The following is a 19,240-nucleotide window of genomic DNA, read 5'->3' as shown; positions in this document are numbered from 1 at the left end:
CCATGACGGAATATGTATTGTCTGATGCCACGCGCGAAAAGCTGATGCGCACCTCGACGGCGTCTGTTGCCACCCAGCTTTACAAGCGGGGCCTGCGCAACCAGTTCATTCAGGGTGTCCGACCGGTGGCACCGAAAAAGAAGAACATGGTCGGGCAGGCCTTTACGCTGCGCTATATCCCCGCACGCGAAGACCGCAACCCGATCGAGGTGTTCCGCAACGAAGACCATCCGCAACGTGTTGCTATTGAAACCTGCCCGCCGGGCCATGTTCTGGTGATGGATGGTCGCAAGGATGCGTCAGCGGCATCGGCCGGGTCGATCCTTGTTACCCGTCTGGCTGTGCGCGGTGGTGCCGGGATCGTGTCAGACGCCGGTTTCCGCGATGCCGAGGGGATCGGTGAACTTGACATGCCCGCCTATTGTGCCGGTCCGTCAGCCCCGACCAACCTGACCAAGCACGAAGCACTTGATATCAATGTTCCGATCGCGTGTGGCGATGTTGCCGTCTTCCCGGGTGATGTTCTTGTTGGCGATACGGACGGGGTCATGGTGATCCCCGCACATCTGGCAGACGAGATCGCCGATGCCTGCGCAGGCATGGAAAGTTACGAGGCCTTTGTGATCGAACAAGTGGCCAACGGGGCGTCAATTATCGGACTTTATCCCTGCACCAAAGAAGAGAATCACAAAAAGTATGAGGAATGGCTGGCAAGTCAGTAAAATCGCGGTTACGTTGACCTTCATGTAATCAATTTACCCCTATCCACGCATTCCAGAGGATCGATTGAAATGTCTTATACCCTGACAGGAAAACATCTGATTGCCGGTGAATGGGTCGCTGGCGAGACGACCTTCCAGTCCGAGCCGGCCCACGGCCCGGCCAACACCTTCCCGGTCGGCACACCCGCACTGGTTGATCAGGCTGCAAAGGCCGCCGAAGAAGCCTTTTGGACTTACGGTTATTCAACCCGCGAAGAGCGCGCGAAATTCATCAACACCATTGCGGATGAAATCGACGCACGTGGCGATGAAATCACCGAAATCGGCACCCAGGAAACCGGCCTGCCCGAAGCACGCCTTCAGGGTGAGCGCGGCCGTACCGTCGGTCAGCTTCGCCTGTTTGCCAGCCACATCCTTGACGGCGAATATCTGGATCGTCGTTATGACGAAGCTCTTCCGGATCGTGCGCCGTTGCCGCGCCCTGACCTGCGTTTGATGCAGCGTCCGATTGGCCCGGTTGCTGTGTTTGGTGCGTCCAACTTCCCGCTGGCCTTCTCGGTCGCGGGTGGTGATACCGCATCGGCACTGGCTGCGGGTTGCCCGGTCGTGGTCAAGGGCCACTCTGCCCATCCGGGAACCGGTGAAATCGTTGCCCAGGCGATTGATGCTGCGATCAAGAAATGTGGTGTTCACCCGGGCGTATTCAGCCTGATCCAGGGCGGTAAACGTGACGTTGGCCAAAGCCTGGTGCAGCATCCGCTGATCAAGGCGGTTGGCTTTACCGGATCGCTTGGCGGTGGCCGTGCGCTTTATGATCTGTGTGCTGCCCGTCCGGAACCGATCCCGTTCTTTGGCGAACTTGGTTCGGTCAACCCGATGTTCCTGCTGCCGGCTGCTGTTAAGGCACGCGGTGCGGAAATCGGTAAAGGTTGGGCAGGGTCGCTGACCATGGGTGCCGGCCAGTTCTGCACCAATCCGGGTATTGCCGTTGTGATCGAAGGTCCGGATGCGGATGCATTCGTTGCCGCGGCCAAGGAAGGCCTTTCGGGTGTTGGTCCGCAAACCATGCTGACCGACGGTATGGCAGAAACCTATCGCGCCGGTGCAAAGCGTGTGGCGGGGACTTCGGGTGTCAAAGAAGTTCTGACCACGTCTTGTGATCTGCGCAATGCAACGCCGTATCTGTTTGAGACCACCGGTGAAAACTGGCTTGCCAACCATGAGCTTGGCGAAGAAGTCTTTGGTCCGCTCGGCCTTGTCGTACGCGTCAAGGACGTTGCCGAAATGCGCAAGATTGCCAAATCGCTTGAAGGTCAGTTGACCTGCACTCTGCATCTTGATGCAGCCGACGCGGCAGATGCCCGTTCGCTTCTGCCGATCCTTGAACACAAGGCTGGCCGCGTTCTGGCCAACGGTTTCCCGACCGGTGTGGAAGTATCCGACACCATGGTTCATGGCGGACCATACCCGGCATCGACCAACTTCGGGGCAACCTCTGTCGGAACCATGGCCATCCGTCGCTTCCTGCGGCCGGTTTGCTATCAGAACATCCCGACCGATGTTCTGCCCAAAGACATCGCCTAAGCGATATCTCTTCGCGATAGCTTTGCTGAAAAGAAAAAGCCGCCCATTTGGGCGGCTTTTTTGTTAGTTCCGGATCTGTTAGACCCGGGCCGTTGCGGTGGCCTGAAACATGTTTTCATCATGCCTGAGCAGGCTTTGACCAATCGCCCCTTGAAGGGCCAGATCCTTGTCCCACGGAAGGTAGGTGATGGTAGGGTTTCGGCTGAGTTCCGGTACCTGTGCCTCGTCCAGACCGCGCCTGAGTTCCGGTTCCATCATGTCGAATGCCCGGGCACCCGATCCTGTAATGAAAATCTGCTTGGGCCCCAGCAGGGCAATCAGGTTGGCGATGCCATATCCCAATACCTTGCCAGCATGGCGGAAAAGTTCGGCAAGACCGGTGTCGCCGCGGCGGGCCCGGGCCACGAGATCCATCATCTGTTCTTCGCTGGGGTGCAGGTTGTTGGTATCGGGCAGGTCAATCACGCCGCGTGCATCACGCAGGATGGCATAGTCCCCGATATAGGCTTCAAGACACCCACGCCGGCCGCAATTGCACAATGGCCCGTCAGGTTGGTATTTGGTATGGCCGAATTCCGCAGCAGTGCCAAAGTCACCGTTATAGACCTTGCCATTCAGAACCAGTCCCATGCCGATGCCATAGCCCAGCATGATCACGGCAAAGTCGCCGTCATTATGCAGGTTGTTGTTTTGCGAGATCGCCGTTGCGATGCAGTTTGCATCGTTCGACATCTGAACAGCGCTGCCATATCGCTCGCTGAGTGATTTGACCAAGGGAATATGGCGATGACGGAGCGCTGGCGACCAGATGATCTCGCCGCTGTTGCTATCAGTCACCCCTTGAATGGCGATGCTGATGCCCGCGGGCGGATGGACGCAGAAATCGCGGTTCTTTTCAAGAAACCGGTCAATCAACGCAATCAGGGTTCTGGTGAGTTCTTCTGCGCCAAGGTCGCGGGTATTGATGCAGTGTTCGATGCTGCGTTCAATCTCGCCCTTGAAATTGCCCAGCGCAATTTCGATCAGATTGATGGTGATTTTGACCCCGATGACGCAGGCCGCATTAGGCACCAGATCCAGCAAGACCTTGGGACGACCACGGGTGGTTCCGTTCCCATTGCTGTTGCCGTTTGCGGTGCCGTTATTGTTACTGCCTTCGCTTTCCTTTACCAAACCCTGCGCCATCAAGTCGGCGGTTAGCGACGTGACAGTCGCAGGGCTTAGTCCAGTTGCCGTACCGATATCAATGCGCGCAGCAGGGCCATGCATGCGCAGATAGCGCAAGATCGCCGTCTGGGAGGGCTGGCGCGGTGTTTCGCTTTCTGTACGGCGCATCATGTGGTTGATCAGTATCCTTGTTAACATGCCCGTTCGGGCAATTTATATGTGCGAGCGGTCAGAGCAACCCGCGACGCGCAAGGTTGTTCATCAACGCGCTGATCCCGAACGTCCAGGGTTTAATGGCATCCGAACGGTCAACCTGATTGACCAGTTTGCCAAGGCTTGGTGTCGAGATGCTGACAAGGTCGCCCATTTCATGGGTAAAGCCCTTGCCCGCACCACCCCGGTCATCGGTCGGCGCAAACATCGTTCCCAGAAACAGCATGATGCCATCCGGATATTGGTGATGTTTGCCGATCGCCTGTGAAACAAGGCTTTCGGGTGTGCGGCTGATCTGGCTCATGGAGCTGACCGCATCCAGGTGATATCCCTCGGGTCCATCAACGGCCATGGCGATATCTGCCGATTTGACAGTTTCCAGCGTGAACTTGCCGTCAAACAGCCGGATGAACGGGCCAATCGCACAGGATGCGTTATTATCCTTTGCCTTGCCGAGTAGCAGGGCAGAGCGCCCTTCGACGTCACGCAGGTTGACGTCATTACCAAGTGTGGCACCGACGATCTTGCCCTTTGATGTCACGGTCAGAACCACTTCAGGTTCCGGGTTGTTCCAGGTTGAAATCGGGTGCAGGCCGACATGCGCGCCATGCCCGACAGCCGACATGACCGGTGCCTTGGTAAAGATCTCCGCATCCGGACCAATGCCGACTTCAAGATATTGCGACCAGGCGCCTTTTTCGAGCAGCACGGTTTTGATGTCGGCGGCCTTTTGCGAACCCGGTTCGATCTGTGAGAGGTCATCACCGATAATGCCGGTGATCTCGGTGCGGATCTGATCGGCTTTGCTTGAATCGCCGCGTGCTTGTTCCTCGATCACGCGTTCAAGAAGGCTTGCGACAAAGGTCACGCCGCTTGCCTTGATCGCCTGCAGATCATTGGGGGACAGAAGATGCGGGGTGTTTTCATCGGCCCCCGGACGGGACTGGTCCAGAATATCACTGAGGGTAGCGACAGTCGGGAAGCTTGCCGGGTTTGAAAGCTTTGCCAGAACATCATCAAGTTCAAGGATTTCGCTGACGGTTGGTGCGACACTGCTGATATCACGCAGCGTTTCACCATCAAGAAGCACCGGTGTTGGTCCGGAGACGCGCGGGTCCCAGATGCGCCCGATCAGGACGGCATTACTTGCGTCATCGGGCAGGATGTCTTGGGCGTTGATGGGGAAGCCTGTGGTCATCTCGGTGTCTCGCTTGTTTATCTGTGGGTGGTGCCATTCGCGGCACCCGTTGCATTGGTTGCGCCGGGGCCCGCCAGATGCAGAAGGTGCTCGGGCATTTTGCCCAGAATGATCATCCCAAGTACGTCGTCATGTGTGACATCTTCGGTTCTAACGCTGCCAACCAGTTTTCCGTTCTTCATGACATGCAACCGGTCAGAAAGGTCAAACACATCATGAAGATCGTGGCTAATCAACAAAATACCCAAACCGTCACGCTTTAATTGGTCAATCAGTTCGCCGACCATCTTTGTTTCATGAACCCCAAGGGCCGCACAGGGCTCATCCATGATCAGCACGCGTGCTTCAAACAACAACGCACGTGCAATCGCAACCGACTGGCGCTGCCCGCCCGAAAGGGCAGACACGGGGGATGTGAACTTTTTGAAGTTCGGGTTCAGGCGATGAAGGACCTCGCGCGCCTTGTGTTCCATGGCGGCATCATCCAGAAATCCGAACTTGTCAGTGATTTCACGTCCCAGAAACAGGTTCTGGGCGGCATCCAGATTGTCGGCAAGTGCCAGGTTCTGATAGATCGTTTCGATGTTGTTGTCGCGTGCGTCGCGCGCATTCTCGATCTTGGCTTCCTTGCCATCGACAATGATCTGGCCGCTATCGGCCTGATAGGCACCGGAAAGAATTTTGATCAGCGTTGATTTGCCCGCACCGTTATGGCCCAGAACGCCAACCACTTCGCCGGGATAAAGATCAATGGATACGCCATCAACAGCCTTCACCCCGCCAAAGCTGATATGGATATCTTGCATTTCGACCAGCGGATCTTTGGTCATGTTTGGATCAGTCATCACGGGTCTCCTTACGCGGTCGGGTCGCTGTAACGGCGATGGAAATACTTGTCGCTAAAGACGGCGACGACAAGAACCAGGCCGATGACGATGCTTTGCAATGAGGTATCCACGCCCAAAAGCGCCATGCCGCTTTGCAGGCTTTGCATCACCAGCGCACCGATCAGCGCGCCATAGATCGTCCCAAGCCCACCGGCAAGCGACGTGCCGCCAATGACCACGGCTGCAATCACGCGAAGTTCGTCAAGCGTGCCCAGATCGTTGCCCGCTGATTGCAGGCGGGCCGATGAAATCGCCGCACTGATTGCACAAAGCACGCCCATCAAGGCAAAGACCGCCACTGTCATGCGTTTGACGTTGATCCCGGCCAGTTCGGCCGCCTGCGGGTTGCCACCAATGGCAAAGACATAGCGCCCGAAACGGGTGCGTTTAACCGCAATGGTCAGGATGATCGCGACAAGCGCAACAATCAGAAGCGGGATCGGAATGCCATGCGAAATTTCAAGGTTTTCTGGCGTGACCGGAATGCCCTTGTTTTCCAAAAGGCGTTCTGCCGCGCGCGTTGGCAGGTGATAGGCATTCAGTGTCGCGACAACAACCAGGACCAAGCCAGCCTTGATAATCGTGTTGGTGTATTCGGCCCAGATTGGTTTGACCGGAAATTCAAAGGACAGGCGACGGCGGCGTTCCATGATCGCGGCGTAAATGATCGCAAGAATGGCGATCAAGGCGACGATCCAGCTCCAGGTTGCGCCAATCGTTCCTTCGATGCCGCCGCCCAGCAGAATGTAATTCTGATCAAGCGGTGCAACCGTGCGCCCTTGTGTGACCCACCAAGCGGATCCGCGCCAGACCAAAAGCCCGCCAAGTGTCACGATGAATGCCGGGACGCCAAGATAACCGACGGCAACACCTTGAATGGAACCGATCAGGCCGCCGACAACAATGCCAACCAGCAGTGTCAGAACCCAGGTCAGGGGATGGTTGTAATCAAGAAACTGTGGCAGGACATCGGTCTGAACGACCCCCATGATCATGGCCAGAACACCCAGGACCGCCCCGACCGAAAGGTCGATATGGCGGGTGACAATGATCAGGACCATGCCGCACGCCATCACCGCCACAGAGGCAGTCTGAACCGACAGGTTAAAGATGTTTCGGGGCGTGATAAAGCGACCGCCCGAGGCAATGTCAAAACCCACCCAGATAATCAGTAGGACAACGGCGAGGCCAACCAGACGACGGTCGACTTCCATTTTCGAAAGTAGTCGTGACATGAAAAAGCTCGTAAAGCAGCGGGGCCGAACTGCGATATCTGCGCGATATGTGGAATGCAGTCGGCCCCGGGTTTATGCAAGGTCGGAGGAAACAGGCTGGCCTAGTTACAGGCCGCAACCTTGCTGTTGGTTACGCCCTGGCAAACCACGTCTTTCGATACCCAGCCAGCATCAATCACCAGATCAAGTTTGTTCTGGGTGATCGCAACCGGATCAAGGAAGTAAGACTTCATGGTCACACCATTCGGGCTCTGCCAATCTTCGGTACCGTCAACCTCGTCAAGCTTGGTGCCCTTGGCAAGTTCAACGGCGATCTCAGCCGCGCGCTTGCCAAGAAGACGGGCATCTTTCCAGACCGAAACCGTCTGGGTGCCAAGTGCAACACGGTTCAGTGCGGCGTGATCGCCGTCCTGACCCGATACAGGAATGCCCTGCATGCCCTGTGCAGACAGTGCGGCAACAACACCACCGGCGGTGCCGTCGTTGGATGCGACAACGGCATCAACCTTGTTGTCCGCAGCCGTCAGGAACTGTTCCATGTTTCGCTGCGCAATCGCTGGCTGCCAGCTGTCGGTATAGGCTTCGCCAACAACTTTGATGTCGCCCGCGTCAATTGCCTTCTGCAGGATTTCAAGCTGTCCTTCGTGCAGAATGTTGGCGTTCGGGTCGGTCGGTGCGCCTTTGATGAAGACGTAGTTGCCCTTCGGTTGTTCGGCAAAAACGGCCTCGGCCTGAAGGCGGCCGACTTCCTTGTTGTTGAACGTAATGTAATAGGCGTTCGAGTCTTCGATCAGGCGGTCATAGCCGACGACCGGAATGCCTTCGTTCAGGGCCTTCTCGACAGCCGGGCCGATTGATGCTGAGTCCTGTGCCAGGACGATCAGGGCATCGGCACCACGTGCGATCAGGCTTTCGATATCGGAAAGCTGTTTGGACGGATTGCTTTGGGCATCTGCGCTGATGTATTCAGCACCCGCAGCATCCAGAGCGGCTTTGATGGCGGCTTCATCGGTTTTCCAGCGTTCTTCCTGGAAGTTCGACCAGCTGACACCAACAGTCAGATCAGCAGCAAAGGCATTTGCAGACAGCAGAACGGTTCCGGCCAACATGGCCGTTGATAGGAGTTTTTTCATCGGTTTCTTCCCTGAATAAATGTGTCTTCTGGTGACATTTATTTTTGTTATCGAAAAAATGTTGACGTGAAGAAGGCGTCCTGTCAAATATTTTTTAGTGAATAAATTAAATTCATCGCTTTTCACGCATTTTTATATCGCAGTTTGCGATTAAGGGTTGAATTGATGGTGTTTATAGTGTGGTGCGCTGCAGCAATTAATTTGTTCACCTAAAATAATATGAAAAGAGACAGGGAACGTTATGACAGCGAGTTATCACGACATTGACGGTAAATCCGTGCTTGTAACCGGCGGTGCATCCGGGATTGGCGCTTCGATCGTGCGCGCATTCTGTGCGCAGGGGGCGCGGGTCGGGTTCTTCGATATCGATGATGCCGCCGCGCAAAAACTGATCGCCTCCATCAAGGAAGACCACGGCGTAACCCCGGTCTACAAATCGCTTGATTTGCGCAACCAATCATCCATTTCCGATGCGGTTCGCGACATGTCGGTTGCGATTGGCCCGATTGACGTTCTGGTGAACAATGCGGCGCGCGATGATCGGCATTCGCCCGAAGATATCAGTCCTGACAAGTGGCGTGATGGCCTGGATGTGAACCTGAACCATCATTTCTTTTGTGCCCAGGCAGTCGCACCGGGCATGAAGGAAAAACGGTGCGGAAGTATTATCAATTTCAGTTCTGTGAGTTATATGATGGGCCTGCCGGATCTGGTAACGTACGAGACCGCAAAGGCCGGTATTATCGGACTGACGCGCGCGCTTGCCCGGGACTGGGGTGAATATGGCATTCGCGTTAATGCGGTGACGCCGGGCTGCATCATGACACAGCGCCAGCTTGATCTTTGGATTTCTCCCGAGGATGAAGAACGCATTCAGGAGCAGCAATGCGTCAAACGCCGGCTGGTGGGGGATGATGTTGCACAGATGGTTCTTTTCCTGGCATCTGATGTTTCGTCGGCCTGTTCATCACAGAACTTTATCGTGGATGGCGGCATCGTCTGATCGTGTGGTTCGACGGGTGCCAAGACCGCTGCGCACACCGAGACCACTGCTCGAACTTGGAAAAAACAGTATATGTCGCCTGCAAATCTCTCTGATCAGCCAATCATCATCGATGAAAAAGCCAACCCGTATCGCGACTGCATTCAGGGTCTCGCCAACCAGCCGATCACAGTCGTCCGGTTGTTGCGCGATGCGGTGAACGAAAACCCGGTTGTTGCCAGTGGACGCAATTTTGCCGTTCCTGAAATCAAGGAAGTGGTCGGGCGTCTGGTGGAAAACCGCCCGCGCATCGCAATCATTGCTGGTGCGCCGGATCATCCGGCCCATCTTCTGGATCGTCCGCAGGCGCTGATGGCGGCACTGCGCATCTGGGAAATGGGCGGGGTTCCGTTCCTGTTCCATGTACCGGTAATTTGCGATGGCACGGCGCAAAACAATATCGGGCAAAGCTATTCACTGGCATCGCGCAACCATACGGCAGCGGCGGTCAATATCACCTTTGAAGGCCACAGCTATCATGCGGCCTATGTGATTGCCGGCTGTGACAAATCCCCTGCCGCTGTGGTCGCCGGTCTGGCAGCGGCCGATCATGCACGCGCCTGGCGCGGCGATCAGGCGCCGGTCTGGGCGGTGTTTGCGCCGTCGCATGTTCTTAAAGGCGGTGAAATTCCCGAAGGCACGCGTCGTTTGCTCGATAAAATCGCCGCTGACTCTGATGCCGCCGGGCATGATGACCTTGGTGCTGATATCCGCGAAAACATGCGCTATATCCTGCAATGCACCTCGGACGAGGCATTTGCAGGGTTGCTCGAACGTGCCCGGCTTCTGGGGATTATCGACGGGTTGCTTGAACGCCGGGTTCTGGACGAACTGGCAACGGCGACCTGTGATTCCAAAGGTGGCATTTGTGCCTTTAACGGCACGGGCAATTCATCGCGCACCATGTTGGCGGCCTTCGGCCTGACCCCGCCAGAACTGGAATTGCTGACCGATGTCCCGCCGTTCGAAGCCGTGGCAGCCGGGATCGATGCCCTGTTTGGCGTTTTCAACAAGCCGGAATATGCGATTGGCAATCTGCTGAAGGCCAACTTCGCCAATTTCGTGCGTGTTCATAATGCCACGGGATCGAGCAGCAACATGCTTTTGCATCTGCCATTCATGATGCGCTATGCCGGTTTTGACATCTCGATCGATGATTATCAGGATGTGCGCACCAAAACCCCGGTGCCGGAAATTTTCGCCCACAGCCTGACGGAAAACCGTGACACTTTTGTTTTGGCCCAGCAAATGGCCGAAGGCAAAAACCGCGGTATGGAAAGCATTTATCGCATTCTGGCCGACCTTGGCGTGGCGATGGATCTTGATGCGCCGACCATCCTCGGAAAAACCTGGGCGGAACGGATCGCCAATCTGGAAAACCCGGTTGATCTGTCGCTGGGCGATGCATCGGTTATTCGTGCCAACCCGGTCAGGCAGCGTTCAGGTGTTGATGTCATCACCGGCAGTTTCTTTGAAAACTGCGCGGTTAAAACATCGGGCATGAGCGACCGGTTATTGTCGCACTTTGATGATCATGTCTTCATCGTGCGCTATTACGAAAATGAACATGTCTGTAATGCCGACTTTGCCTCGCCCGATTTGATCACACGACTGATTGAAACCGATGGCGTTGATGAAGAATTGATTGCCGCAGTCGTGCGTCGGAATGGCGGGAACCGCGTTGATATGAATGCGCCAAAGGACATGTTCGAACAGGGTCATCTGTCCTTTGCGTTTGTCATTGGCGGGCAGGGGCCGGAAGCCTATGGCATGCCGGAAATGTTTTCGCCGTCGCAGAATTTGCGCCATCACCGCATTCTCGAAGCATCATCCATGTTGATCACCGATGGACGTTATTCCGGGGTGACCAAGGGCGCCTGTATCGGTCATATGGTGCCGGAGGCCTTTACAGGTGGTGCAATCGGCTATCTTAAGGATGGCGATGTGCTGCGTCTTGATCTGACGGGACTAACGCTGGATTGGCTCGATCCCGAGGCATTCAAACGTGGGGAAGAGGTCGCATCCGATCCCCGCGACATTGCAGATCGCAAGCCGGTCTTTGATGCACGGTTAAAACGCATGGCCGATCGCCAGTGTGATATCGCCGCAAGCAACGTGCTTGACGGGATCGGCAATGCCGCACGCGGTATTGTGCCCCGTGCCGTCGATCGTCGCGCAACCAAATCTTGGCGCTAAGCCGCACGCTTTCGCGCGATCCAAAATGCAAAACGCCCCGTGCCGCAATGGCCGGGGCGTTTTTGATTGTCGCAGGTGCTGGGCTTAGCCCATGCGCTCCGATGCGTAGCTTCCCGGGCTTGGCGGGAAGACGATGGTGCGGTTGCCGTTGATGAACGAACGGTGGTGGATATGGGCATGCACGGCGCGGGCCAGCACCTGGCTTTCGACATCGCGGCCAATCGACACATAATCGGCCGAGTTCTGGGCGTGGGTAATGCGCGCAATGTCCTGTTCGATGATCGGACCTTCATCAAGGTCGGCGGTGACATAGTGCGCCGTTGCGCCAATCAGTTTGACCCCGCGCACATAGGCCTGTTGATACGGGTTGGCACCCTTGAAGCTTGGCAGGAAGGAATGGTGGATGTTGATGATCTTGCCACTCATCTTCTTGCACAGGCTGTCTGACAGGACCTGCATGTAGCGGGCCAGAACGATCAGTTCGACGTTATAGTCAGAAACAACATCGAGAAGCTTTTTCTCGGCTTCGGGCTTGTTTTCCTTGGTAACCGGGATGTGGTGGAAGGGAATGTCGTGATTAACGACAACCTTCTGATAATCAAGATGGTTTGACACCACGCCAACGATGTCAATCGGAAGCGCCCCGATTTTCCAACGATACAGCAGATCGTTCAGGCAATGACCAAACCGCGACACCATCAGAAGAACCTTCATCTTCTCGGAGCTGTCATGGATTTCGTACTTCATGCCAAGTTCTGCTGCCGGACCCTCAAAGCCTGCTATCAGGGTTTCCTGATCGACACCTTCTTCGCTGACGAAGGCAACCCGCATAAAGAACAAGCCGGTTTCTTGGTCGTCAAACTGGGAGCTATCGGTAATGTTGCAGCCGTTATCTGCCAAATAGGTCGAAATAGCAGCAACCACCCCGCGCTGAGAATCGCAGGAAACAGTCAGAACGTAGCTTTTCATCGCGTCTGGCTTTCTCGTTTGGAATAATCAAAAATTGCCCGGCCCCGTCCATCGGGGAATGAGATAAGGCCGGGCAGAAGCATTAAATATCAAGTGTGTTCTCACGTTCCCAGCGGGAAAAGTGAGAAACGTAAGAATTCCACTCGGTTTGTTTGAGTTTGAGATAGGCACTTGAAAATTCCTTGCCCATCGCAAGCTGGAGCTCTTCGTTAGAGCCCATTTCACGCAGGGCATCGAGCAGGTTCAGCGGCAGACGCGGTGCATCCTTGATCGAATGCCCTTCCTTGTACATGTCGATATCGTAATGCGGCCCCGGATCGGCATTGGTTGCCATGCCATCAAGACCGGCCGCAATGATCACGGCCTGAAGAAGATACGGGTTTGTCGCCCCATCGGGCAAACGCAGTTCAAAACGCCCCGGCCCCGGAACGCGGACCATGTGCGTGCGGTTGTTGCCCGTCCATGTCACGGTGTTCGGGGCCCAGGTCGCACCCGACATGGTGCGCGGCGCATTGATACGCTTATAGGAATTGACCGTCGGGTTGGTGATCACCGCCATGGCAGACGCATGCTTCATGATGCCGCCAAGGAAATGCTTGCCCTTGGCCGAGAGACCAAATGGCATGTCATTATCGGCAAAGGCGTTGGTGCCGTCATTATCCCAGACTGATACGTGGCAGTGGCAGCCATTGCCGGTCAGGCCCGGGAAAGGCTTTGGCATGAAGGTGGCGCGCAGGCCATGCTTTTCGGCGATTGATTTGACCATGAATTTGAAGAAGGAATGCTTGTCGGCAGTTTTAAGTGCGTCATCAAATTCCCAGTTCATTTCAAACTGGCCATTGGCGTCTTCATGGTCGTTCTGATACGCACCCCAGCCGAGTTCAAGCATGTAATCGCAAATCTCGGCAATAACGTCATAACGGCGCATGACGGCCTGTTGGTCGTAACAGGGTTTTTCCGCCGTATCGGCCGGATCGGAAATTTCCGAACCATCGGTGGTGACAAGGAAAAACTCCGCCTCGACCCCGGTTTTGACATTGAGGCCAAGTTCGGCCGCCTTGGCGATCTGGGCTTTCAAAACGTTGCGCGGGGCCTGTTCGACCGGTGTGCCTTCCATGATGCAATCGGCAGCAACCCAGGCGACTTCCGGTTTCCAGGGCAACTGGATGACAGAGCTAGGATCAGGAATGGCGAACATGTCGGGGTGCGCCGGGCTCAGGTCAAGCCAGGTGGCGAAACCTGCAAAGCCTGCACCTTCTTCCTGCATGTCGGCAATTGCCTGGGTCGGGACCAGTTTGGCGCGCTGACCGCCAAACAGGTCGGTAAAGCTGATCATGAAGTATTTGATGCCGCGTTCCCGGGCAAAGGCTGATAGATCCTTGGTCATCGAAGTCCCCTGACGAATTTTATCAATAACCATCGGTTCCCCGGGCACGCCTTGGGGGGCACCCGGTCCGGTGGTAGGTTAGCTGTTCTAGAATCCTCCCTGACCCGGAACCCAGTTGGTTCCGGCAAGCGGTACACCAGCCATGGCGGCCGCTTCGATGTTCAGTGCGCAGAGATCCTCGGGTTCGAGGTTGTGCACATGATTTTTGCCGCAGGCGCGCGCAATGGTTTGCGCTTCAAGGGTCATGACCTTCAGATAGTTGGCCAGTCGCCGTCCGGCGGCAATCGGGTCAACCCGCTTCATCAGGTCGGCATCCTGTGTCGTGATGCCTGCGGGATCACGACCTTCATGCCAATCGTCATAGGCACCTGCGGTGGTGCCAAGTTCGTTATATTCTGCTTCCCATTTAGGGTCGTTGTCACCGATGGCGACAAGGGCCGCGGTCCCTATGGAAACCGCATCCGCGCCAAGGGCAAGCGCCTTGGCAACGTCGGCACCGTTTCGGATGCCACCCGAAACGATCAGCTGTACTTTGCGGTGCATGCCCATGTCTTGCAATGCTTTCACCGCCGGGCGGATGCAGGCAAGGGTCGGCTGGCCGACATGTTCGATAAAGACTTCCTGCGTCGCGGCCGTACCGCCCTGCATGCCATCGAGCACGATGACATCGGCACCGGCCTTGACCGCAAGGGCAACGTCATAATAGGGGCGTGCGCCGCCAACCTTGATAAAGACCGGCTTTTCCCAGTCGGTGATTTCGCGGATTTCCTGAATTTTGATCTCAAGATCATCCGGGCCGGTCCAATCCGGATGACGGCAAGCGGACCGTTGATCAATCCCCATCGGCAGGTTGCGCATTTCGGCAACGCGGTCCGAGATCTTCTGGCCCAGCAGCATACCGCCGCCGCCCGGTTTTGCGCCCTGACCAATAACGATTTCAATTGCATCGGCGCGTTTCAGGTCGCGCGGGTTCATGCCGTAACGTGACGGCAGATACTGATAAACAAGCTGTGTGGAATGGCCGCGTTCTTCCTCGGTCATGCCGCCATCGCCGGTGGTGGTCGATGTGCCAGCAGCAGACGCGCCACGTCCAAGCGCCTCCTTGGCCGGGCCGGACAGGGAGCCAAAGCTCATACCGGCAATGGTGATCGGAATTTTAAGCTCGATCGGTTTCTTGGCAAAACGGGTGCCGAGTGTGACGGCGGTTTCGCATTTCTCGCGGTAGCCTTCGAGCGGATAGCGCGACATCGATGCACCAAGGAACAGCAAGTCATCGAAATGTGGGACCCGGCGTTTCGCACCACCACCGCGGATGTCATAGATGCCAGTCGCGGCTGCGCGACGGATTTCCGAAAGGGTGTAGTCATCAAAGGTTGCCGATTTACGCGGCGTCGTAACGGGATTTTTGTAGGTCATGATCTGATCCTGTCTTTGGGCTGACGCGCTCGGAGGTTTGATCCGCGTGGCGTTCAGCGTGCCGCATCAATAGGCGTCGAAATTATCGACACTGAAGTTGTAAAGCGTTCTGGCCGAGCCATATCGCGTGAATTCCTCGGGCTTCACATCCGTGATGCCTGCATCTGCAAGAAGCTTGGTCAGAAGGTCGATATGTTCCGCCCGCATTTCCTTTTTCTCGCAATCGGCACCGAGGCTTTTGACCGTGCCGCGCACGAAAAGGCGCGCTTCATAAAGCGAATCACCCAGCGCGTCACCGGCATCGCCCAGAACAACAAGGTTGCCTGATTGCGCCATGAAGGCCGACATGTGGCCGATATTGCCCTTAACGACGATATCGACACCTTTCATCGAAATGCCGCAGCGTGACGACGCATTGCCTTCGATCACCAGCAACCCGCCATGGGCGGTAGCGCCGGCATACTGGCTGGCATCGCCTTTGATCACGACTTTGCCCGACATCATGTTTTCGGCCACACCTGGACCGGCATTGCCATTGACCGTGACGGTGGCCTGTTCGTTCATGCCCGCACAGTAATAGCCGACGCTGCCATTAATCGTGACATTGACCGGTGCGTCGATGCCGACCGCCACGGCATGTGCGCCGCGCGGATTGGTGATTTCGAAATCCTCAGGCACACCACTTTTATCAAGCGCATGAAGCGCCTGATTGAGCGCGCGCAGTTCGGTGGTTGCAAGATCAAACACTGGCATGTGTGTTCCTTCCTCATAAGACTGCAGGGTGAGTGCAGTCGGGTCGGCGCGCACATGGCAGCAGCCGACAGGGTTCGTGTTAATCAGTGTTCCCAGAAATAGACGGTGGCCGGTTCCGGTTCCCAAACCTTGGCGTCTTCGATGCCCGGCAGGTTGACCAGTGCCCGGTATTCTGACCCGAACGCGACATAGGCATCGGTTTCCGCCATCACGGCCGGTTTGCAGGCAATCGGGTCGCGGACAACGCCAAAGCCCGATTTGGTGCCAACCACAAAGGTGAAGAAGCCATCAAGGTCATCAAGCGCACTTGTCAGGGCCTCGCCCAGGTTTTTGCCTTTGGCCATTTCGCCGGTCAGATAGGCGGCTGCGACCTCTGAGTCGTTTTGAGTTTCAAGACGAATGCCTTCGCGGGTCAGTTCGCGCCTAAGGTTGTTGTGGTTCGACAGCGAACCGTTATGCACAAGGCATTGGTCCGAACCGGTCGAAAACGGGTGCGCACCAAGGGTCGTCACCGCACTTTCGGTTGCCATGCGGGTATGGCCGATCCCGTGGGTCCCAGACATGTCGGAAATCTTGAAGCGTTCCAGCACGTCCTTGGGCAGGCCAACTTCCTTGTAAATTTCCATCGCCGTACCCGTCCCCATGACGCGGACATTCGGACGAAGGTCTTCAAGTGCGCTTCTGGTCGCATCGATCTGATCGCTTGAAACCGTAATCACCGCATGAGTGTTTTTGGGCAGGATGGATGCGTTTTTGATCCCGGCTTTGCGCAGGTCTTCGGTCAGGCCGGCAAAATCTGTTTCCGGCTCCGGAGACTGGATCGTGAGTTTGACCAGATCATTCTGATCTGCGCCATAAATTGCGATGCCCGCGCTATCGGGACCACGGTCGGTCATGGTCACCAGCATTTCAGACAACAACGCGCCGAGCTGTGGTTCCAGACTTTTATCTTTAAGGAATAAACCAACAATGCCGCACATGGCAGGACAGTCTCCATTCTGTTTCTGAAACGGAGACTACCTGTTCGCGAATGCGGAATCAACTATGAAGAATAAAAATTTCTTCTCAGTGAATTGATGTTTTCACCGGAGTGAATGCTTATCCCCGGGCGGGATAGCAGATGATTGATAGGTAACGTATTGGAAATGAAAGAAGTTCTTCCGGTCCGTGACGGGCATCAGCATCAAAGAACAGGCTGTCGCCTTCTTTCATGTAGTAAAGCTGATCGCCATGGCGGTAACGGACTTCACCCTCAAGCATATAGATGAATTCCATGCCTTCATGCTGGAAGGCGGGGAAGCTGCTCGACTCCTCGGTAAGCGTCAGCAAATAGGGTTCGACCACGACACCGCTGGTGTTGTTATCGATATGACCCAGCAGGTTATATTCATGGCCCGCGCGCGTGCCGCGGCGTTCAATCGCAACACCTTCGCCGGATTTCACGAACACCGCATTGCGTGGTTCTTCATAACGGCGGAAGAAATCGGTCACTGGCACACCCAGCGCACTTGCCAGTGCCTGAAGCGAGGTCAGCGATGGCGATGTCACGCCGTTTTCGATCTTGGAAAGCATCCCCATCGAAATCCCGGTTGCCGACGCCAGATCGGAAATCGTAATGCCCAGCTTCTTGCGGAGCGCTCGGACTTCATGGCCGATGGCAATTTCCAGATTGTTTTCCTTGGGTTCACGAAGCGCATGCGGGTCCTGGGTGAGGGCGGCGGGTTTGCTCTTGGTGTCCATGCCTGATCCTTGCTCGCTATTGGCGGTGGTCTGCGGTGCTTGTGTTGTTTTGCTATTTGCCATGCTGGCTTGTCCTCCGTCACCGGTTTTGTCCCGGTGCGGGTCCGCTCGTTTCTGGTTTCCTCGAACGGCCACTTGCTGCGGCCTGCTTTTTTATCGGTCGTATGTGCCCGGGCTTTTGCCCCTATTGGTCGGCCATACGCCATAGGCATGACTTACACTGGCAGGAAATATTTATCAACTCCAGGGAAAATAAATTTCCGCAAAGGCGGCATGAGGGGTGGGGATGGAAGTTGCTGCAATGCCGTAGAAAATAGCCTTTAAGGAATAAAAATTGAATAATATGAAAAATAATTATTGCGTTCGCGAACAAGATGCCGCCAAAATATGGAACAAAATAAGCCGATAATAGCGCGCTGATTGTGCGCAAAGGCGATCATATCAGGAGGCCATCACTATGACTGCAAGCTGGAGATTTTCAGCCCTTGCCGATCGGCATCGCGCGCTTGGTTCCAATCTCGAAGACTGGAGCGGGATGGGCACCGCCTGGACCTATGACAAGGATTGGGACGAGGAATATATCGCGATCCGCACCAAGGCCGGCATCATGGATGTTTCGGGCCTGAAAAAGGTTCACATCACCGGCGCGCATGCATCCCACGTGATCGACTATGCCACCACGCGCAATGTCGAAAAGATCTATCCCGGCAAATCGGTCTATGCCTGCATGCTGAATGATCAGGGCAAGTTCACCGACGATTGCGTGATTTACCGCATGGGGCCGAATTCATGGATGGTGGTGCACGGATCGGGCACCGGGCACGAAGAACTGACCAAGGCCGCCATGGGCCGTGATGTGTCGGTTCGTTTTGATGACAACCTTCATGATTTATCGCTGCAGGGGCCGCTTGCGGTCGATTATCTGGCGGAATATGTGCCGGGCATCCGCGATCTGCCGTATTTCCATCATACGCAGACCCAGTTGTTTGGCCTGCCTGTGATGATTTCGCGCACCGGCTATACCGGGGAGCGCGGCTATGAGATTTTCTGTCGTGGTCAGGATGCCGGAATGATTTGGGACCGCATTGTTGCCGAGGGCAAGGATATGGGCATTATCCCGACCCGCTTTACGACACTTGATATGCTGCGTGTTGAGAGCTACCTGCTGTTTTACCCTTACGATAACTCGCAGATGTACCCGTTTGAAAACGAAGGACCGGGCGATACCCTGTGGGAGCTTGGCCTTGATTTCACCGTCAGTCCGGGCAAGACCGGCTTCCGCGGTGCCGAGGAACATTACCGCCTCAAGGGCAAGGAACGCTTCAAGATCTTTGGCATCCTGTTTGATGGCAAGGAAGTCCCGGCCGAAGGGGCGGAAGTGTTCAAGGACGGGGCCAAGGTCGGTGTCGTGACCTGTGCGATGTATTCACCGCTTAAGGATCAGACGATGGCCATCGCCCGTCTGGCGGTTGATTGCGCCGAACAGGGTGTGAAGCTCGAAGTGACGGGTGAAAAAGGCATGCTCGGCGGAATGGCCCATACCATGCCATTTGACGACCCCAAAAAATTGAAAAGAACAGCCAAGGGTTAAGCAAACT

16 protein-coding genes are annotated in these 19,240 nt (G+C 55.7%); 5 read left to right on the top strand and 11 right to left on the bottom strand.

Annotated elements, in window-relative coordinates; all coding sequences use genetic code 11:
• Positions 1-2 precede the first annotated feature (2 nt).
• Together TH4_RS16335 and TH4_RS16330 are read left to right on the top strand one after the other, a co-directional pair.
• On the top strand, positions 3-722 hold the full coding sequence (locus tag TH4_RS16335; RefSeq protein ID WP_064781953.1) for a ribonuclease activity regulator RraA: 720 nt from the start codon (positions 3-5) through the stop codon (positions 720-722).
• Positions 723-791: 69 nt separating this feature from the next.
• Complete coding sequence (locus TH4_RS16330; RefSeq protein WP_063090389.1) at positions 792-2,306, top strand: aldehyde dehydrogenase (NADP(+)); 1,515 nt, start codon at positions 792-794, stop codon at positions 2,304-2,306.
• 78 nt (positions 2,307-2,384) lie between these two features.
• On the opposite strand, the gene TH4_RS16325 is transcribed toward TH4_RS16330, so the two are convergent.
• From TH4_RS16325 to xylF, 5 genes are all read right to left on the bottom strand, one after another.
• Positions 2,385-3,644 carry an ROK family transcriptional regulator gene (locus tag TH4_RS16325; protein ID WP_064781952.1) on the bottom strand — a complete coding sequence of 420 codons (1,260 nt, stop codon included), beginning with the start codon at positions 3,642-3,644 and terminating at the stop codon, positions 2,385-2,387.
• 58 nt (positions 3,645-3,702) lie between these two features.
• Positions 3,703-4,884 carry a fumarylacetoacetate hydrolase family protein gene (locus TH4_RS16320; protein ID WP_008892003.1) on the bottom strand — a complete coding sequence of 394 codons (1,182 nt, stop codon included), beginning with the start codon at positions 4,882-4,884 and terminating at the stop codon, positions 3,703-3,705.
• A 17-nt stretch (positions 4,885-4,901) separates the two neighbouring features.
• Positions 4,902-5,729 (bottom strand): ATP-binding cassette domain-containing protein, encoded by an 828-nt coding sequence (locus tag TH4_RS16315; protein WP_008892004.1) that lies wholly within the window; start codon positions 5,727-5,729, stop codon positions 4,902-4,904.
• A gap of 11 nt (positions 5,730-5,740) precedes the next feature.
• Positions 5,741-7,006: a sugar ABC transporter permease gene (locus TH4_RS16310; RefSeq protein WP_083997146.1), complete on the bottom strand. Its 1,266-nt coding sequence runs from the start codon at positions 7,004-7,006 to the stop codon at positions 5,741-5,743.
• A gap of 101 nt (positions 7,007-7,107) precedes the next feature.
• Positions 7,108-8,139, bottom strand: a complete 1,032-nt coding sequence (xylF, locus tag TH4_RS16305) for a D-xylose ABC transporter substrate-binding protein (RefSeq protein ID WP_064781950.1) — start codon at positions 8,137-8,139, stop codon at positions 7,108-7,110.
• Positions 8,140-8,380: 241 nt separating this feature from the next.
• Here xylF and TH4_RS16300 point away from each other — a divergent pair, with 241 nt between their 5' ends.
• Positions 8,381-9,142, top strand: coding sequence for an SDR family NAD(P)-dependent oxidoreductase (locus TH4_RS16300; RefSeq protein WP_064781949.1), 762 nt, complete (start codon positions 8,381-8,383; stop codon positions 9,140-9,142).
• Between the two features lie 72 nt (positions 9,143-9,214).
• Entirely contained in the window at positions 9,215-11,377 is a 2,163-nt protein-coding gene (locus TH4_RS16295; RefSeq protein ID WP_064781948.1) for a dihydroxy-acid dehydratase domain-containing protein, read from the top strand.
• Between the two features lie 84 nt (positions 11,378-11,461).
• On the opposite strand, the gene purU is transcribed toward TH4_RS16295, so the two are convergent.
• The 6 genes from purU to TH4_RS16265 form a co-directional block, all read right to left on the bottom strand.
• Entirely contained in the window at positions 11,462-12,346 is an 885-nt protein-coding gene (gene purU / locus TH4_RS16290) for a formyltetrahydrofolate deformylase (protein WP_008892009.1), read from the bottom strand.
• 82 nt (positions 12,347-12,428) lie between these two features.
• Positions 12,429-13,733: a type III glutamate--ammonia ligase gene (glnT, locus tag TH4_RS16285; RefSeq protein WP_064781947.1), complete on the bottom strand. Its 1,305-nt coding sequence runs from the start codon at positions 13,731-13,733 to the stop codon at positions 12,429-12,431.
• Between the two features lie 87 nt (positions 13,734-13,820).
• Positions 13,821-15,149 carry an FMN-binding glutamate synthase family protein gene (locus TH4_RS16280; RefSeq protein WP_064781946.1) on the bottom strand — a complete coding sequence of 443 codons (1,329 nt, stop codon included), beginning with the start codon at positions 15,147-15,149 and terminating at the stop codon, positions 13,821-13,823.
• A 66-nt stretch (positions 15,150-15,215) separates the two neighbouring features.
• Positions 15,216-15,902 carry a GltB/FmdC/FwdC-like GXGXG domain-containing protein gene (locus TH4_RS16275; protein WP_063090378.1) on the bottom strand — a complete coding sequence of 229 codons (687 nt, stop codon included), beginning with the start codon at positions 15,900-15,902 and terminating at the stop codon, positions 15,216-15,218.
• Between the two features lie 83 nt (positions 15,903-15,985).
• On the bottom strand, positions 15,986-16,882 hold the full coding sequence (locus tag TH4_RS16270; RefSeq protein ID WP_064781945.1) for a class II glutamine amidotransferase: 897 nt from the start codon (positions 16,880-16,882) through the stop codon (positions 15,986-15,988).
• A gap of 118 nt (positions 16,883-17,000) precedes the next feature.
• A complete protein-coding gene (locus TH4_RS16265; RefSeq protein WP_174713875.1) occupies positions 17,001-17,705 on the bottom strand; it encodes a helix-turn-helix domain-containing protein in 705 nt (234 codons plus the stop codon).
• A 394-nt stretch (positions 17,706-18,099) separates the two neighbouring features.
• Between TH4_RS16265 and TH4_RS16260 the strand changes: the two genes are divergently transcribed.
• Positions 18,100-19,233 carry an aminomethyl transferase family protein gene (locus TH4_RS16260; RefSeq protein ID WP_063090375.1) on the top strand — a complete coding sequence of 378 codons (1,134 nt, stop codon included), beginning with the start codon at positions 18,100-18,102 and terminating at the stop codon, positions 19,231-19,233.
• Positions 19,234-19,240: the final 7 nt, after the last annotated feature.

It is taken from the genome of Thalassospira tepidiphila MCCC 1A03514, from assembly GCF_001662875.1.
Lineage (GTDB): Bacteria > Pseudomonadota > Alphaproteobacteria > Rhodospirillales > Thalassospiraceae > Thalassospira > Thalassospira tepidiphila.
Note: the sequence above shows the minus strand (reverse complement) of the source record. Positions and strands in the feature narration are given on the sequence as shown.